The following is a 14229-nucleotide window of genomic DNA, read 5'->3' as shown; positions in this document are numbered from 1 at the left end:
GTATTATCTACTGAACAATTGGAAGTATTAGGTGAGGAATTTGTGGATTTTTCTACTATATCTGATTTGGTAAATTTACTAGAACAGCAAGAAAATAATTAAGATTTTTGACCTAACTCAATCCCTAAACGGTAACAATCACCGCTATTGTGGTATACAAAAAGGCTGTTTCCAATACCAACAACCATTATCCATCTGTTCGCCCCTCTGTGCATCTTGTTTGGATGCCTATAAGTGAAATTTTTCCGGCATAGCTGCAAAACCCGTAACTATCTATTAGTTGTTAAATATTTACAATATATGTCTTTGGATGGATGTTATTACTTTTTGAAAATCTTTGTATTGGTCTTAATTTTTTTATTTCTAAAGGTATAGAAAAAATAATACTTTAGGAATAAATTTTCTACTTACTTATCTAGCCTTAGACTGAGACTAAGAATGATGTGTGCCTCTGTCTATTACTAAAGATACATGCCTCATAAAAAAATTGATGCGTAAATAAAAAAACCAAGGCTTGTCTGCCTTGGCTGATAATTTATTTAACGTGAGTTCATGCTACCAAAATCTTTTTCCAAAGACCATGCTCTTGCAGTGCTAGTTTTCCTTCTAGTCGCTGGTTCATTAATCCTTGCAATCATTGATCCTTCAACTCGCTCTACCTTTGCTGATTTGACTAAGATTGTTGTAGGAACTTATATAGGATTTCACATCCCTTCGCCAAATCGACTAAGGTAGAAGTCTTAAGTAGTTCCGCCTTCACTTGAGGGATATCTGTAGAAATTCAGCATATCCGCCCCATAAACAAATTTTGCCCTCAGCCAAAAACTGAGGGCAAGTTATATCAGTCATAAACTGTTGATTTTGCTCATGGAAACAGTTCCTTATACTCGTTGTAAGCCTGCTTCCAGCCCTTACCGTTTTTCTCCACTCCCCACAGGGATTGAATAATCTGAGTCTGCGACATCTTCTTATCAACCATCTGCTTGACGATGCCAACCAATTGCTCACTCGTCAGGAAAGCTGGAGTATAGCGACGGTCGGTATCGATTCCAGTATCATCAGCAAGACTATTAAAATCGCCCGTTTCTGGGGTGGTATCACTGATTCCGGTATCGTTTCCAGTATCGATAAGTGATGATTCCAAAACCTCAGAAGCCTTATCAGTCGGTTGGTATCGGTCGGTATCGCTTGGATTTGGGGGGCTAGTGGGCGGTGGTGCATCTGGTATCACCCAATTGTCATTTATCCATGCTCTGGCCTGATTTAAAAACTCATCCGGTGGGTCAGATAATGGTGATTCTCCATCAGTAACAGCCGGGGAATCACTTCTCAACTCTGGGAAATATTTAAGCAGTGTCCGTGCCGGATCTGGTTGCCCAGAATGGGGATTAACCTCAGTTTTTAGCCAGTCTGGAATAATACCAATTTCGCCCTGTGCGATCGCCTTATCAAAACTGTCAGGGTCAGCCAGGAAATAACGCCCTGTTGCCAGCGAAATTGATTTGAGTGGAGACAGCTTTTTACTAGTGGCCTCACAGCCAATAAAAGTAGCCCCATTTTTGAAAGTATCGCCAAAACCTGCGGTGTTTTTCGTCCCCACCCAAGATGTCAGATTCTTACCATGCAACACCACGAAAATTTGTGCGCCCTTCTTGCTGGCACGAGTGAACAAAAAACGAATAATCCATTGCTTCTGTTCATCGCTGAGATAGTCAGACAAGGCGACCGCTTCATCAATCACCAAAATAATATCTGTGTAACTATTCTGGTTGGCATTGTCCATTTCTCTCAGGTATTGGTACAAATCGCCTGCAACAAGAGCATCAGCTTTTGCACCCTCCAAGTGGGGATAGCTAAGTCTGCACACTAGGCGATGGCAGGCGAACGGGTAGATGTCCGAGCCGGCGGTGAAATAGTGAATCTTGGTATTTGGCTCAAGTGCTTTACTGAGGATGGCTAGAATTGCCATGAGAGTACCCTTACCACCTCGCTGATTACCAGCAATCACGGTGATTTGGTCACGAATGCACTTGGCAATATCAAAACCACTGTTGGTTAATGCGTCAATAATTGCGATCGCTCGGTGGGATAATGGCAGTGCCAACAATGATTGAATGTTTATTGCTGGTGTATGTGCAGCAGGTTCAATGGTTGGGGGACTGGGCAACGGTACAAAGTTTACGTGTGGCAGTTCAACGAACTTGGGTGAAGGTAGCTTTGGTTGTGGCAGTTGGGCTGTTATTTGGGATTGCTGCTGAATTAAAGTGACCTGTGCATGATCAATTCTGGGGTCGGGCGATACCTGAGCCAGATGTTTACCCAACTGCTCAACAGTAGGAAATGCGCCTCTGTATGTAGTGAAGTTGTCCAGCAGCCACCTGTAAGCATAGAACCGCTTACCAGCTTCTACGCCCGTTAAAAAATCGGTGAGGGTGTTGGTGTACTGCCGCAACATCACAAATTCACTACGCTCTAGGGGTGTAAGGTGGTTCATTAAATCCACAATTTCATTGCGGTTAGAAAACCATTCCTCTCGCGCTTCACTGTCACCCATTGCTGAGAGAAACTCCAAAAAGTTACCCCGTACAAACGGAATAGGCGCAAACTGGTGAGAATCAGTCATATCTTGCACCACTGACCAAGCGTAGCCCAACCCAGCAACTAACGCACCGATGGGGGCGAGTGGGGAGGTAGCATAACAAACAGCCCCGATTGATGCCGTTGCTAAAGTGACGCATTTGGCTAGGTTCATTCCTGCCCTTTCAGTTTTGGCACGAACTAACAATTGGTCAACTCGTTCTACTAGCCAAGGGGCGATGTTACCTGCTTCCAGGTGTTCGATGCAAGGGTAGTCAGCCCGTAATGGAGCAGTTTCTTTGGTGGCAAGTTGCGGAACGGATGGGTGAATGTCGGGTGAAAATTCCATAGTTTCTCCTCAAATAAAAGCAGAGGGGCAGAGGTGCAGGGGAGAGAGTACCTTCAATTCCCCCCTGCTCCCTTGCTTCCCTGCTCCCCTGCTTACTTAGTCAATCGCCAGATTGTGTAGCCTATCTCCCCTGCCATCATGGTGGTGAAGTTGTAAACTAAACACCCCAAAATTTGGCCAGGGTCTGTGTAGGCGAAGGGATTGCGACCTACAAAGGTTGTGGTTAAGTCGAATATCCAAAAAAACAGTGCAATTGCCCCTCCAGCATGGCGTTCTTTCATCCCTGCCACTTTATAATCACGCCAAAGTGCGGTAGTCAGGTCAATGTTTGCAGTTGGCTTACTGCTTAGGGTGTACTGTTTGGATTCCTCAAACTCGCTTCTGGCTTGGTCTGGGCGTTTACCGCGTAAGCTCCGGGCTTCCATTACTTGAACTAGGGCAGATATGGCAAGGGATAGCCAGAAAAACAAATTAAACGGGAGTGATAACCATCCAAACCAACCAATCCAGGTTTTTTCAAACCAGCTAAACATCGGAATGCCTTGAAACAGTGTTTGCCAAATTCCATCAGAACTCAGGAGTGTGCCAAGAAAGAAACCCATTGCACCGAGTATCTTTGTGCCGGATGACCCTGGCGTGACGAACTGGGCGACGATATGAGTAGTGAAGGTCACGGGCAGGGCAATGATATCAACAATCCATTGCGCTAGGATTTCAACATAATTATTGACTCCTTTGTTGCTAGTTTTTGGGGAAGTTGCTGCTGTTGAGTGTGAATCGTTTGGCGGCTTATACTCTGCACTTTTCATGATTTACTCTGCTCCATTTGTGGGGATAAATTGCAGACATTTCTGTAGTGATGCTTCCAAAGCCAACGGCGTTCTGATATTTGTCCTATGCAACGACCAGATGAATCATAAACATAAACTTGTTCATCTTCTTGGTAATAGCTGGTATCCGGTCTGGGGTTGCGTTTGGGGTTGTCTAAATAGCCTCTGATTCTGAGTTTTAGACTGGTCGGTAATATGCCAGTTTCATTCAGTTTGTCGCTGGTTAATTTACGTTGTTGGATGCGTGAACGTTCAAGAGATTCTTGTGCTTCTAAGTTCGATACAGCCGAAAAAGTGTAGAACTGCTGCGGCAATTTGATGAACAGAGGTGAAGCTATCAAACCCAAACCCACTAGCCCCAGCATGGCTTGTTTTTGGTACTTCATTTCTGATGTTTCAATTGATTGATGATTGCTTCTGCTAGTCCCAAGTGGTCGCCTATTGGTGTGTACTGGTACAAATCCTCTTGAAGCTTTTGAATTGTTTGGGCTGATTCTTCTAGTAAATATTGTCCTTGTGTAGCGATTTCAGCAGCAATTAAGTTGTCAGTTATCGCTTTCAAAAAATGCAGTTTTTCGATGCGATTAATCCCTTCAAGACAGGAACCATAAGTATCTTGAAGCCAATCTAAATAACTGCCATCTCCAGGTGTTAGAGCGCAGTAATAACCTAATGGTTTCGTCATGATTTACAATCCTTTTGTGTCTATGATGCGTAGATGCCATTCGGAGTGGTCGCTCGGTGTCCAGTCAAGCGACCGCTCTCCTTATCACTGAAAAAATCCTTCCCTAGAAACATCCACAGTAGAAGCGCAAGCCTCCCATTGCAGAGTATTGAAAAACTGAGTGACATCACCAATGGTTACATCGCAATCAAAACGTAAGCCTTGATACTGTGGATGCTGCCGAATTTGGGTTACTAATTGTTGGGCTTGTGCAATCAATTCTGGTAGCGGTTGATTGTTCATAATTCACCTCAGAAAATTGATAATTGCAGTGATTCCTGGCTAATAATCGAAGCATTCGTTCTCATACCTGAAACTTCATAACAGCGTGTAGTCAAAGTCTTGTGATTGAGCAATAAATCAGCCTTTTTTCGCTGTCCGGCTAGAGGTCGAAAGTGATATTTTGGATGCTGGATTGTCCCTGTTTTATAGAGGTACTGATAGAGGCTTCTATCTATTTGGTAAACCTTTGAACTGGTTAGTAGGCTTGAGTCATAGACTAGATTTAAGTTGTTCATGAAGCTACTCCCTTAAACTGGCTGGCCATGTTTGCTAGTCCTGCCTTATTCGGTTGAATTGGTGTAGTATTCGGCATTTGAGTTTTTGCAGATGTCTGCACACCGATACCACCTTGAAATATCAACTTCTCTACTGCTGCACTCAGGGCTTGGGTTGGTGCATCTTGAGGAATATTGAACATCTGACATAGTTCATAAACTGCTAAGTACGAGATGCTTATACGCCGAGATTCGTAGGACTTTATATCTGACACTTGTTTATACTCCTGTGGATATTTCTGTTAGTAGCTTTAAGCCAAAAGCATTGATGAATTGGGGATTTTCTAAAACCACGAATCCCAAGTCAGCCAGATTTTGATCCACTACTGGCAGGGAAACGCCACCACCCCAAGCAACAAGGTATTTTGCCCGATCTAAATAATTGCCACTCGTAACAAAGTTAGCGAATTTTTCAATGCGATTAGACCACCATTCATCTAGACATTGGGCATATTCAATCTCGAAATTCTTGCCCGTAAGGTGATTACCTCCATAAGTAAAAGTCCCTTCTAAAATTCCTCGGTTAACTAAACTTGCTGAATGTTTTACTTCCTTAGAAATTAAGCTCATTGGGTCGTTTCTTTTATCTAGTGCTTCTGCAATCATTGAGTGCAGTTGTCCACATCCACCCTCAATCAAATGTTGGTTTATAACTGCGCCATTACCGTTGAAAACTGTGCCTAGCCAAGTGGATGAACCGATATCAAGGGCGATAGCAATTTCTGATGGGTCAAGGGCTAGGGTTGATTCACCAAATAAACAATGAGCAATGCTGCCATAACCCTCTGGATAAATGCCTGTGACTACGATGGATACTGTCTTGGTGACTATTTCACGATTAACGGGGTGTTGATGCTGGAAGGTGTGGACACCTTGAACTCGGCGTTTAATTTCTTCTCCCCAGCGTTCTGGGTTATGGTTGCTCAAACTAATTTCTAATTTCATCCCATCAGGGATGTTCAGAACTGCCAAGTCTGCAAGGATGCTTTCTAATGCCAGTTCTGCTTTTTTGGCTTTGTCGTCATGCAGTAGGATGTGGTCACTTTGGGCGATCGCCGCAGTTCCCCAAAAGAATTGCGTGTCTTTTAAGTCCAAACGCTTCCCTTCGACGTAACGCACCCATGCACCATCTTTAGAAATAGTTTCGTGGTGGCGAATGTTGCGGTTGCGAACAAATGAGTATGCAGATGGCATCGTGACAGAAAAATCACCGTAAATTGCCTTGCCATACCCAGCACCGGGGTCTTTACCTGCAATTAGGGCAGTTAGCCCAGAATTGGCAAGCTGGTCTGCTTGAACTAGCCAATTTTTGGCATTGGTGTATGTGGTTGTCATGGTTCTGATGGTTGGTAAAAGTCTTTAATTATCTGGCTTTGGAGAATTTAGCGGCAGAAGTGCCTTAAACTCACGCATCCAGTTTTTGGCTTGTCATCACTTCGCTTTCCGGCTTCTGTCACCTCTGTTCTGCGTCGTTTTTTGACTTGCTAGTGTTATGATAGCATTACTTCATGAAGTAATGAAGTAATGTTTAACTAATTTTCTTGAGGTAATGTCAAAATGTTTTCAGAACAACTAGAAAACAGTGATGTGGCAACAAGACGAGACGACCCAAATTTCAGTCAAGTTAGCGGATACATACCAAAGGAGAAAGCTTTAAACTTTAAAATCGCTTGCACTGCCTTGCAAATAACCCAAAGCGATGCACTAGATGAAGCAATTAGCCTTTGGCTAGAAAATCATGAGCAACCTTCCTCCACACCCAAGAGAGAAAAAGGTAAGGATACAACATGACGAACGAAAGGCAACCAGACATAAAACGCTCTAAGGGCAAATTCGACCCAATAACAGAGACTAGGGACTGGTCAGCCGCCGCATCTGAGGAACGTTGCAGAAAACTTGCAAAAGCTAAAGGAAAACGATTAGTCGAAATCATCGACACGGAAGACGAACCGTTACCAATAATTTGTATTTTTGAGGATTACCCAGATGAGTGAAACAGCGACCCAAATACCAATCACTGCCATCATCCCTATGCTGACGGCAATCGGCGATCGCTCCTGGGAACAGTTCAAAACTCTAGAAATTAATTTTGCTCAAGAGTACGGTGTGGAGGTTTGGGAGGATGTTTTCAACTTTCGCCTACTGCCAGCACTAGATAAAGAATCAAACAGATGGCTATTGGTTCAAAAGTGCAGTCAAGGTATTATCTCAATCAAAAACGTGGCGTAGCGATCGCCATAAGATGCCCCAAAAAACCAAAATCCTATAAGCAACAGTTAACGTTAATTTCACATGATTAATTTTTAATGTCGCCAATGACTACCGTGAAAGACCCACCTACGGATTTTCAACTCCCGCCGCACAATGAAGCGGCGTTGGAGATGCTTAGGGAGGCAAAAGACTATGAATCCACTGTTGCACTAGCGGCTAGTAGTGCTGCGCTGGCTACAGGTGGCATAGTTCATCCGTTAGGGTGGTTACTTTTTGGATTGGCTTACAAGCCATTGGTACGAGTTGAAAAAATTGCGCGGCTGGAAAAATTAACAGCCTTACTTTTGGATGAGTTTAAAAGCCAAAATGTACAAGTCTTCCCTGTACTTAAGGTAGAAGATAATCATCCTATCGATTTGTTTATTAGGTTTCCGCGAAAAGCACACCTATTTATCTCTGTTCGTTCACGGGGAGATAGTGAGGTTGTTTACAACGAAACCAGAGAAATTCTCCAGGTGAAAAAGAAAAATAAGAGTGGTCTAACTACCTGGAAACCCTGTCCACTTGTTGAGCTATCAGATTACGAAAGATGGCTGACTAAAAATAGAGCCAATTTCGGAATGTCCTCGAAAGAGGTGACGAAAACACCGACAGTAAAAGTTTTGGTCTTATGGCCTCCTACCAAGGCGGCAGAAGATCACAATTCACATCTTTATTCTGAAGTTGGAAGTATGAGACTTCTAGCTCTCAGGAGAAAAGGAACTGCATTTGTAATTCAGCAGGAGGAAACAACCGAGTTTATCAAGGCTTGGTTAGCCAAGTACGAATAGGCTAAAGGCAGAAAACCCCACGTCTCGATGAGACAGCAGGGTTTTCCAATGGAATTGGGGTATCTGGTTTTCACAAGCCCGGATTAATATCCCTAATAGTAATCTTATCTTACATGATTGGAGTGTTAAGCCATTGTAACACTGCCCACCCAGCAATCAATAGGAATTCAGGAATTTAATGTAATTTTGTGCTTATATTTCTGAAAGTTTGTATTAGAAGATTACTGCGACAGGATAGCTCCAATTCCTCCACCACACATCAAGGAGGAATTGCTCAATGTCACCATTACAACAATTTAATAACTCGCTTCAGCATCAACAATTAACTACTAAACCTGTTGAAGCATTAGAGGCAGAACAAGAGCTTGTTTTTAGTAATAAAATCAAGTTTGCATTTAATTCCACAGGACGAAATAAAGACTGGGACTTTAAAAAACTTGCTGCCAACTTCCGCGACTGTGAAGGCACTTTAGAAGATGTGCAACAGCACATTAAAGCAGGTCACGCTATCTGTGCTGGCTTATTGAGTGGTAAATGGCGGAGTAAGGCCAACGTTATCGGTTCTCATTGGCTACTACTCGACATCGATAATTCCTCTATTGCCCGTGATGCAGAGGGCAAGCCAATTAAAGACGATTTCGGCAATTCTATCAAGGTTTACAAGCACCAACTAACCATTGAAGAAGCCCTAGCCCATCCTTTCATTCAAAAGCACTGCGCTTTAATGTACACCACTGCCAGTCATAAACCCGACTGGCATAAATTTCGGTTAATTTTCCCTCTGCCCCAATATGTTGAAGGTGCTGATACTGTAGAAGCTTGTACACGGTTTCTAATGCAGCAGCTACCGCATGACCCAGCCTGTAAAGATGCCAGCAGGGTATTTTATGGCAACACAGAAGCAGAATTTCTCATAGTCAACCCAGAAGTCACCTTACCAACCGAATGGGTGACTGAGGCAATTGCGATCGCCCAGAAAGAGAGGGAAGAATACCAGCAACGTATTACTGAAATTGAGTCACGCCGTCAGCAGTTTCGTGAAATCTCCGACGTTGAAGGCTGGGACATTGAACAGCTGATCCAACAAGCACTATCATTTATCCCACCCCGTAGCCCTGGCAGTGGCAATTACGATGAATGCCGCCAAGTGCTGATGGCTTTGGTCAATCACTATGGGGCATCTGAAGCCGAAATTATTGCCGAGAAGTGGTCGCCTTCCATCCCTGGTACAACCTGGAACATTCGCGCCAAGATTCGCAGTTTCCGACGCGGGGGAATCTCGATTGGAACACTGTTTCACATTGCCAAACAGTACGGCTTTCGCTTCCCGCAACGGCAGTACGAACCATATCAACGTGACCAAGGGCTGATTAGCCGCGAACAGTGGGAACTAGGACAAGTCCGAGAAGATTTGACCAGTTTCAAAGATTTATTAAAGCAGGCGATCGCCCCATTTGTTACAGCAGCAGCCAAAGGATTTTCAGCACCACCAGCACCAAAGCCAGAACCCGAAATTACCCCCCCTCCCCGGCAGGTAATTGTCTACAAGCGTGGCAATATCCCACACAGAAGCTCCGTTACGGGTGATATTTCTATTACTTGTTCCCCAGATGAGCATATTGCCGCCTGGGTCGAAGCCATCTCTAAAGGCTGGACTCAAATTTTAGATAATTCTCACCCCGGTTTAGGCAAGTCGCACAACGCTGGTCAACTCACCGCCGCCCTTTTTGGGATTGAAAAACTAATCTACCAGGATGCCAACCACCGCAACCCCTCAACACTGCCCATTGAGGCTAATTTTGTTGACCTCCCAGTACGACACAATGGCTTAAAAATCGACCCTACCCGCACAACCCCAATGGGCGAAAGCTTTCAATTGCGCCCAAAACTGGGTGAAACTCCCGATACCATCGGCAATTGTCACAGAAGTTATTTATTTGAAGGATTTCGTGATAAGAATTTTAACAGTCTAGATTTTGAAGAAAGCTCTGTTAGCCCCATCTGTAACGGTTGTCCCCTCCAAAACCAGTGCCGTTTTGCTACAGGTAATGGTTTCGGCTTCCGCTATCTTAAGCGCACTGTGATTCAAAATTTCTCTCAAATTCGAGCGCATCCCGACTCTACCCCAGTAACTTTAACTAACGCAGCAGGTCAACCTTTCACCCTTGGGCGGATTTGGGAAGAAGCGGGTACACTCATTCAACCTGTGCGAGAAATTCAAGTCAAGTTAAAAGATTTTGATACTACTGTGGGACAACTGGCAACTGGCTTACCCCCTTCTGAATTGTCAAAACTCCAGCCTGTTTTACAGGTTTTGCGTAAGCTTCTTGCCCAAGATATTAAGCCTGATTCTCGCTATGGTTTTGATGATGCGGCATTAAGGGCAGTGTTACCGGAGTTTCCCCAAGATTTAGATGTTGAAGGGATTCGGCAGATAGTAGAGCCTAATTTAGAATTTCTCGCTGATTTAGATTCTCTCGATATCCAAACGGATCAACAACTTAAAAAAAGTGCCGCCGCCCGTTTTGCTGCCAAGAAGCTAGTTAAGGAAAGCGCAAAACAAGCCGGTAAGGATTTTCTAGGATTACCGTTGTACTGGTTGCCTGATTTCCTGGAAGCTTGGAAGGGTGAAGGTTACTTGGCTTGTAAATGGGGTGAAATTACTATTTCCCGCCCTAACTCCAAGTATCGAGACTTGGCCAACTCTGCCCAATTTAATATTTACCTCGATGCTACTACCCCCCCAGAGCAGTTGAAAGTCAAACTCAACTACCATGAACCCCTGCTGATCATCGAGCAGTCACGCCCCGATTACAGCAATTTAAGGGTGGTTAATGTGGCTGGACTAGGTAAACTGTCTAAAAATCGCTCCCGTTCCTTAACTGCCCGTGTTAATGCCCTCAAGGACACCTTTCTCAAACTCCACAAGCGTTTGGGCATTATCGAGTGGAAACAAGTTGCACAAGAGGCAGAAGACCGCATTGAATACGGTCACTTTGTCGATGGTCGTGGGGTTAACCGCTTTAGTGATGCCGATGCAATCGCCAGCTTTGGCATCCCCTACCAGAATATCGGCACGTTAGCAGCACATTTTCAGGTGATGACTGGTTTTAAGGTCAACCTTGAAGACAAGAACAGCACTTTTCAAGAGTATCTTATCCAGTTGGTCAGGGCGGAAATTATTCAAGAGATTGGCCGATTACGCGCCCACCGTCGCCCAGGAGAAAAGCTAACTTTCTACTTCTGTGCTGACTATGACCTCAGTTTCCTCCTTGCGGAACTGCCAGGAGTGAAATTAGAGGTTGTTGATGCCTGTGACTTCTGCGTTGAAGCTGGTAGCCGCGACCAGCAGACCGGACACGCCATTGTCAACACTTTCACCCAGCTTTGGCAATCACACCAGAAAATTGGCCAAAATGCGATCGCCAAGATTTTGGACATCTCCCAAAGTTGGGTTAGTCGATTTACCGAGCGTTGGGGGGGGTGGCGCAAGTTCAAAAAAATATTACTACTGCTATTAGATAGTCTTTATAGCGATAGTAATAAAAATTTGACAGACCTCAGCGATGAGGAAATGTGGTTCACCCGTGAATACTTCCCGATGCTAATTACAGAATCGGAATCATCGCCCGATGATGCCCTGAAGTATATAGCTGAAGTTGCCACAAGGGTTACTAATACTGCAATGCGGCGGATTCTGCACAGTTGCACCCCGGCTGTTAGGGCTGGCTTGCTGATGATTATCCTGCGTTGCTTACCTGCCGAGGTTTACTCAGACTTTGCCCCGATGCAAACAAACTGTAACCCGATAGCGACGCTCTAAAATTTATCGGTTTTTAATTTCTACTGACCTATCAGTAATAAAAGATGCTCCCCTTCATGATTGTCTACTTAATCATTGAGTGAGCGTCCCGTTCACTATGCCTTGAAACGACGCACTGACGCTCTTTACAGCATGAGTACATTAAGATTACTGCTTTCTACCGTAAAAACAAGGTGCTTTTACAGTGAAACACCTTGTTAGCACATTACAAATAATGTGTTTTGCATCATAAAACAACGTGCTAATAATGTACTTCACTTTATAAGTGCATAAAAAATACTGCTAAATACGGCATTAGCACATTGCTTATGCCGTGTTCCACATTAAAAGTGCATAACAATTACTGCACTCTCATGCACAAGCAATGTGCAGCAGCAGTATTCACCGTCAAAGTGACGATTTTTCAAGCATTCCCGGCGACAAAAAAACTTACCGCCAAAGATGGCGTAATGTGCGTCACTCAATCAACCAAAATTTAACCCTGCCCAAGTTCATTTGACGGCGGCGGGAAAAACTTCGGACGTTCACCAGTACCCAACTGCCAGCCAGTGACTTTCGTGATGTATTTCTCAGACTTTCTGTATTATCGGCAGTACAACCTGTATTAGCTGCTGTGCGAAATGCCACCATCAAACCTTCTAAGCCAACAATCATACGCGCATATTAGAAAGATTTTTTCTTATCTTAGTTGTTTTTGAAACTCTAAGTTGAGAAAGAGCAAAACCCCACTAATTATAGTTACAGCTGCAACTAAGTTTATTGATATTATGTCGCCAATAATAGCAACTAATGCTGGAAAGTCTATAAGAACCCTATTTAGAATTTTCGCTATCCATTTTTCATACTGTGAAATGATTATAGAAGATATAATGGATAACAAAAATACTTTCCACCAGTTACCTTTGACTAAGGAGCGACTGTATTCAAATGCTGCTTTACCTGTTTGACCTCGAAGTATAAAAGCTTGTCCATAGTAACTGTTATTTACAGCATAAATAATACCTGGAATAATGAGTAATAAAGACAGCAAGAAACAAATAATACCAAATCTTATACTTAACCCAGTCAAGGGTATAATTCGAGATAAAATACGTTTGATAGCAACATCAATTTGGGGATTCTCCCCTAATACGTAGCCTTCTGTAAGAATAGTTAATCCATTAACATAAACTGGAAATACAATAATCACATAAAATATAATAAATAGAATCCCTAAAATAGGATTGGAATCAAAACTAAAAAATTGGAAAATAATTAAAAAAGGCAATAATGTCACGCAGAAAAAGCTAAAAAAAATTCCGAAATACTCGAAATATAACTTGAAACTCATTCTTATTAATTCAAACAATCCAATCTTTCTTGTCTGAAGTTCAGAAAGGATACGCATACAAAACTTTCTACCTTTATCGCTACAGTTTTAACTATAGACGGTTTGCTTAAGGTTAATGGCATTGACTGAGGGAATCTTAAATCAAATTTTGTAAATTATTTTTTGAAAAATAAATAAGGATTCTATGATTTGCACAAGATTCTCCGAACTCGTTTGTTGGTTTGATCTTTCTTGTTAATTTGTGTATAAAGTCGGAATAACCCCTGACGTTTTGCTCCCAATTACTTCTAAATTTCTCAGTCTTTTATCTTACCCTCCAGTTTATTAGAATAAGTCTCAAATAATGAGAGCGATTTACTATTTGTTCAAGAAGTGTTAACTAATTTTAGGCTGTTGGTCGATAGCCTGTAACAGCCAATATATAAGAATTCTGAGCAAAAAGAACAACAAAAATATTTTTCTGGCAAGAAGAGACAACATACATTGAAAAGTTTAATGATTGGTATACCAGAAGGTAAGGATATTGTTGAAGTAGAAGTAGGCGTTCCTGGGCCAACAGCAGATATAAAATTGTTTCGTCAATCTCAAAATAAATTTGATAAATCTCAACCCTTTTCAGGTGATAAAGGTTTCCAAGGAGGCGAAAATATCACTACTCCTCATAAAAACCTCGGTGCTGTTGTTTTCTGGGTTGCTGCTGCTCAAAATTCTGATTTCTCTTTTGGTTCCTGCACTGCTGGCTGTTGATTTTTTCTCTTGCCTTTCGTACTCTTTACTGTTGATTCTTCAGCGAAGCGGCTGTCAACAACTGCTGACTGATTTTCAGTAGCCTGATTCTCTGACGTACTACTGTCGCTGCTTGGCTCTGCCTTGTGACGGCGGCGGCTGCTTTTCTTCAACTTGCCTACTAAATATTTGATTCTGCTGCCAGTTAAATTAATCCCTAACCCCTTCAGCATCTCTGAAACTTCATCGTAAGTGTAGCCGTACTTGTCAGA

17 protein-coding genes and 1 pseudogene are annotated in these 14229 nt (G+C 43.0%); 8 read left to right on the top strand and 10 right to left on the bottom strand.

Features of this window, described 5'->3' with window-relative positions; translation table 11 throughout:
- Positions 1-102 (top strand): DUF4351 domain-containing protein (locus tag H6G79_RS35120; RefSeq protein ID WP_191049417.1); only part of this gene is annotated, 102 nt, incomplete at its 5' end.
- 763 nt (positions 103-865) lie between these two features.
- On the opposite strand, the gene H6G79_RS35115 is transcribed toward H6G79_RS35120, so the two are convergent.
- From H6G79_RS35115 to H6G79_RS35085, 7 genes are all read right to left on the bottom strand, one after another.
- Complete coding sequence (locus H6G79_RS35115) at positions 866-2926, bottom strand: hypothetical protein (protein WP_190594788.1); 2061 nt, start codon at positions 2924-2926, stop codon at positions 866-868.
- 92 nt (positions 2927-3018) lie between these two features.
- The gene (locus H6G79_RS35110; protein WP_190594787.1) at positions 3019-3735 is read right to left on the bottom strand and encodes a hypothetical protein; all 717 of its coding nucleotides are present in this window, start codon (positions 3733-3735) and stop codon (positions 3019-3021) included.
- Positions 3732-4142 (bottom strand): hypothetical protein, encoded by a 411-nt coding sequence (locus H6G79_RS35105; RefSeq protein WP_190594786.1) that lies wholly within the window; start codon positions 4140-4142, stop codon positions 3732-3734. The genes H6G79_RS35110 and H6G79_RS35105 overlap by 4 nt, the downstream gene beginning before the upstream one ends.
- On the bottom strand, positions 4139-4441 hold the full coding sequence (locus H6G79_RS35100; protein WP_190594785.1) for a hypothetical protein: 303 nt from the start codon (positions 4439-4441) through the stop codon (positions 4139-4141). Before H6G79_RS35100 ends, H6G79_RS35105 begins: the two co-directional genes overlap by 4 nt.
- Before the next feature lie 84 nt (positions 4442-4525).
- The gene (locus H6G79_RS35095; RefSeq protein WP_190594784.1) at positions 4526-4723 is read right to left on the bottom strand and encodes a hypothetical protein; all 198 of its coding nucleotides are present in this window, start codon (positions 4721-4723) and stop codon (positions 4526-4528) included.
- Between the two features lie 271 nt (positions 4724-4994).
- Positions 4995-5252: a hypothetical protein gene (locus tag H6G79_RS35090; RefSeq protein WP_313934723.1), complete on the bottom strand. Its 258-nt coding sequence runs from the start codon at positions 5250-5252 to the stop codon at positions 4995-4997.
- A 4-nt stretch (positions 5253-5256) separates the two neighbouring features.
- Entirely contained in the window at positions 5257-6372 is a 1116-nt protein-coding gene (locus H6G79_RS35085) for a ParM/StbA family protein (RefSeq protein ID WP_190594783.1), read from the bottom strand.
- A 222-nt stretch (positions 6373-6594) separates the two neighbouring features.
- Here H6G79_RS35085 and H6G79_RS35080 point away from each other — a divergent pair, with 222 nt between their 5' ends.
- The 6 genes from H6G79_RS35080 (at position 6595) to H6G79_RS37585 (ending at position 12380) form a co-directional block, all read left to right on the top strand.
- Positions 6595-6828: a hypothetical protein gene (locus tag H6G79_RS35080; protein ID WP_190594782.1), complete on the top strand. Its 234-nt coding sequence runs from the start codon at positions 6595-6597 to the stop codon at positions 6826-6828.
- Positions 6825-7031: a hypothetical protein gene (locus H6G79_RS35075; protein ID WP_190594781.1), complete on the top strand. Its 207-nt coding sequence runs from the start codon at positions 6825-6827 to the stop codon at positions 7029-7031. The genes H6G79_RS35080 and H6G79_RS35075 overlap by 4 nt, the downstream gene beginning before the upstream one ends.
- Positions 7024-7266: a hypothetical protein gene (locus tag H6G79_RS35070; RefSeq protein WP_190594780.1), complete on the top strand. Its 243-nt coding sequence runs from the start codon at positions 7024-7026 to the stop codon at positions 7264-7266. The genes H6G79_RS35075 and H6G79_RS35070 overlap by 8 nt, the downstream gene beginning before the upstream one ends.
- 86 nt (positions 7267-7352) lie before the next feature.
- Positions 7353-8078, top strand: coding sequence for a hypothetical protein (locus tag H6G79_RS35065; protein WP_190594779.1), 726 nt, complete (start codon positions 7353-7355; stop codon positions 8076-8078).
- 277 nt (positions 8079-8355) lie between these two features.
- The gene (locus H6G79_RS35060) at positions 8356-11901 is read left to right on the top strand and encodes a PriCT-2 domain-containing protein (protein WP_190594778.1); all 3546 of its coding nucleotides are present in this window, start codon (positions 8356-8358) and stop codon (positions 11899-11901) included.
- A 353-nt stretch (positions 11902-12254) separates the two neighbouring features.
- Entirely contained in the window at positions 12255-12380 is a 126-nt protein-coding gene (locus tag H6G79_RS37585; RefSeq protein WP_277877408.1) for a hypothetical protein, read from the top strand.
- Here the strand turns inward: H6G79_RS37585 and H6G79_RS35055 are convergent.
- Both H6G79_RS35055 and H6G79_RS35050 read right to left on the bottom strand, forming a co-directional pair.
- Positions 12358-12555, bottom strand: coding sequence for a hypothetical protein (locus H6G79_RS35055; protein WP_190594776.1), 198 nt, complete (start codon positions 12553-12555; stop codon positions 12358-12360). The genes H6G79_RS37585 and H6G79_RS35055 overlap by 23 nt on opposite strands.
- Positions 12556-12580: 25 nt before the next feature.
- A complete protein-coding gene (locus H6G79_RS35050; RefSeq protein ID WP_206758811.1) occupies positions 12581-13288 on the bottom strand; it encodes a hypothetical protein in 708 nt (235 codons plus the stop codon).
- A 360-nt stretch (positions 13289-13648) separates the two neighbouring features.
- Between H6G79_RS35050 and H6G79_RS35045 the strand changes: the two genes are divergently transcribed.
- Positions 13649-13978, top strand: coding sequence for a transposase family protein (locus H6G79_RS35045; protein ID WP_190594789.1), 330 nt, complete (start codon positions 13649-13651; stop codon positions 13976-13978).
- Here H6G79_RS35045 and H6G79_RS35040 read toward each other — a convergent pair.
- Positions 13933-14229: pseudogene (locus H6G79_RS35040) on the bottom strand (hypothetical protein); the annotation flags it as partial. The gene H6G79_RS35045 and the pseudogene H6G79_RS35040 overlap by 46 nt on opposite strands.

Origin of the sequence: Anabaena sp. FACHB-83 (assembly GCF_014697485.1) — a bacterium.
Taxonomy (GTDB): domain Bacteria; phylum Cyanobacteriota; class Cyanobacteriia; order Cyanobacteriales; family Nostocaceae; genus Nostoc_B.
This window is presented reverse-complemented; position numbering and strand designations above follow the sequence as displayed.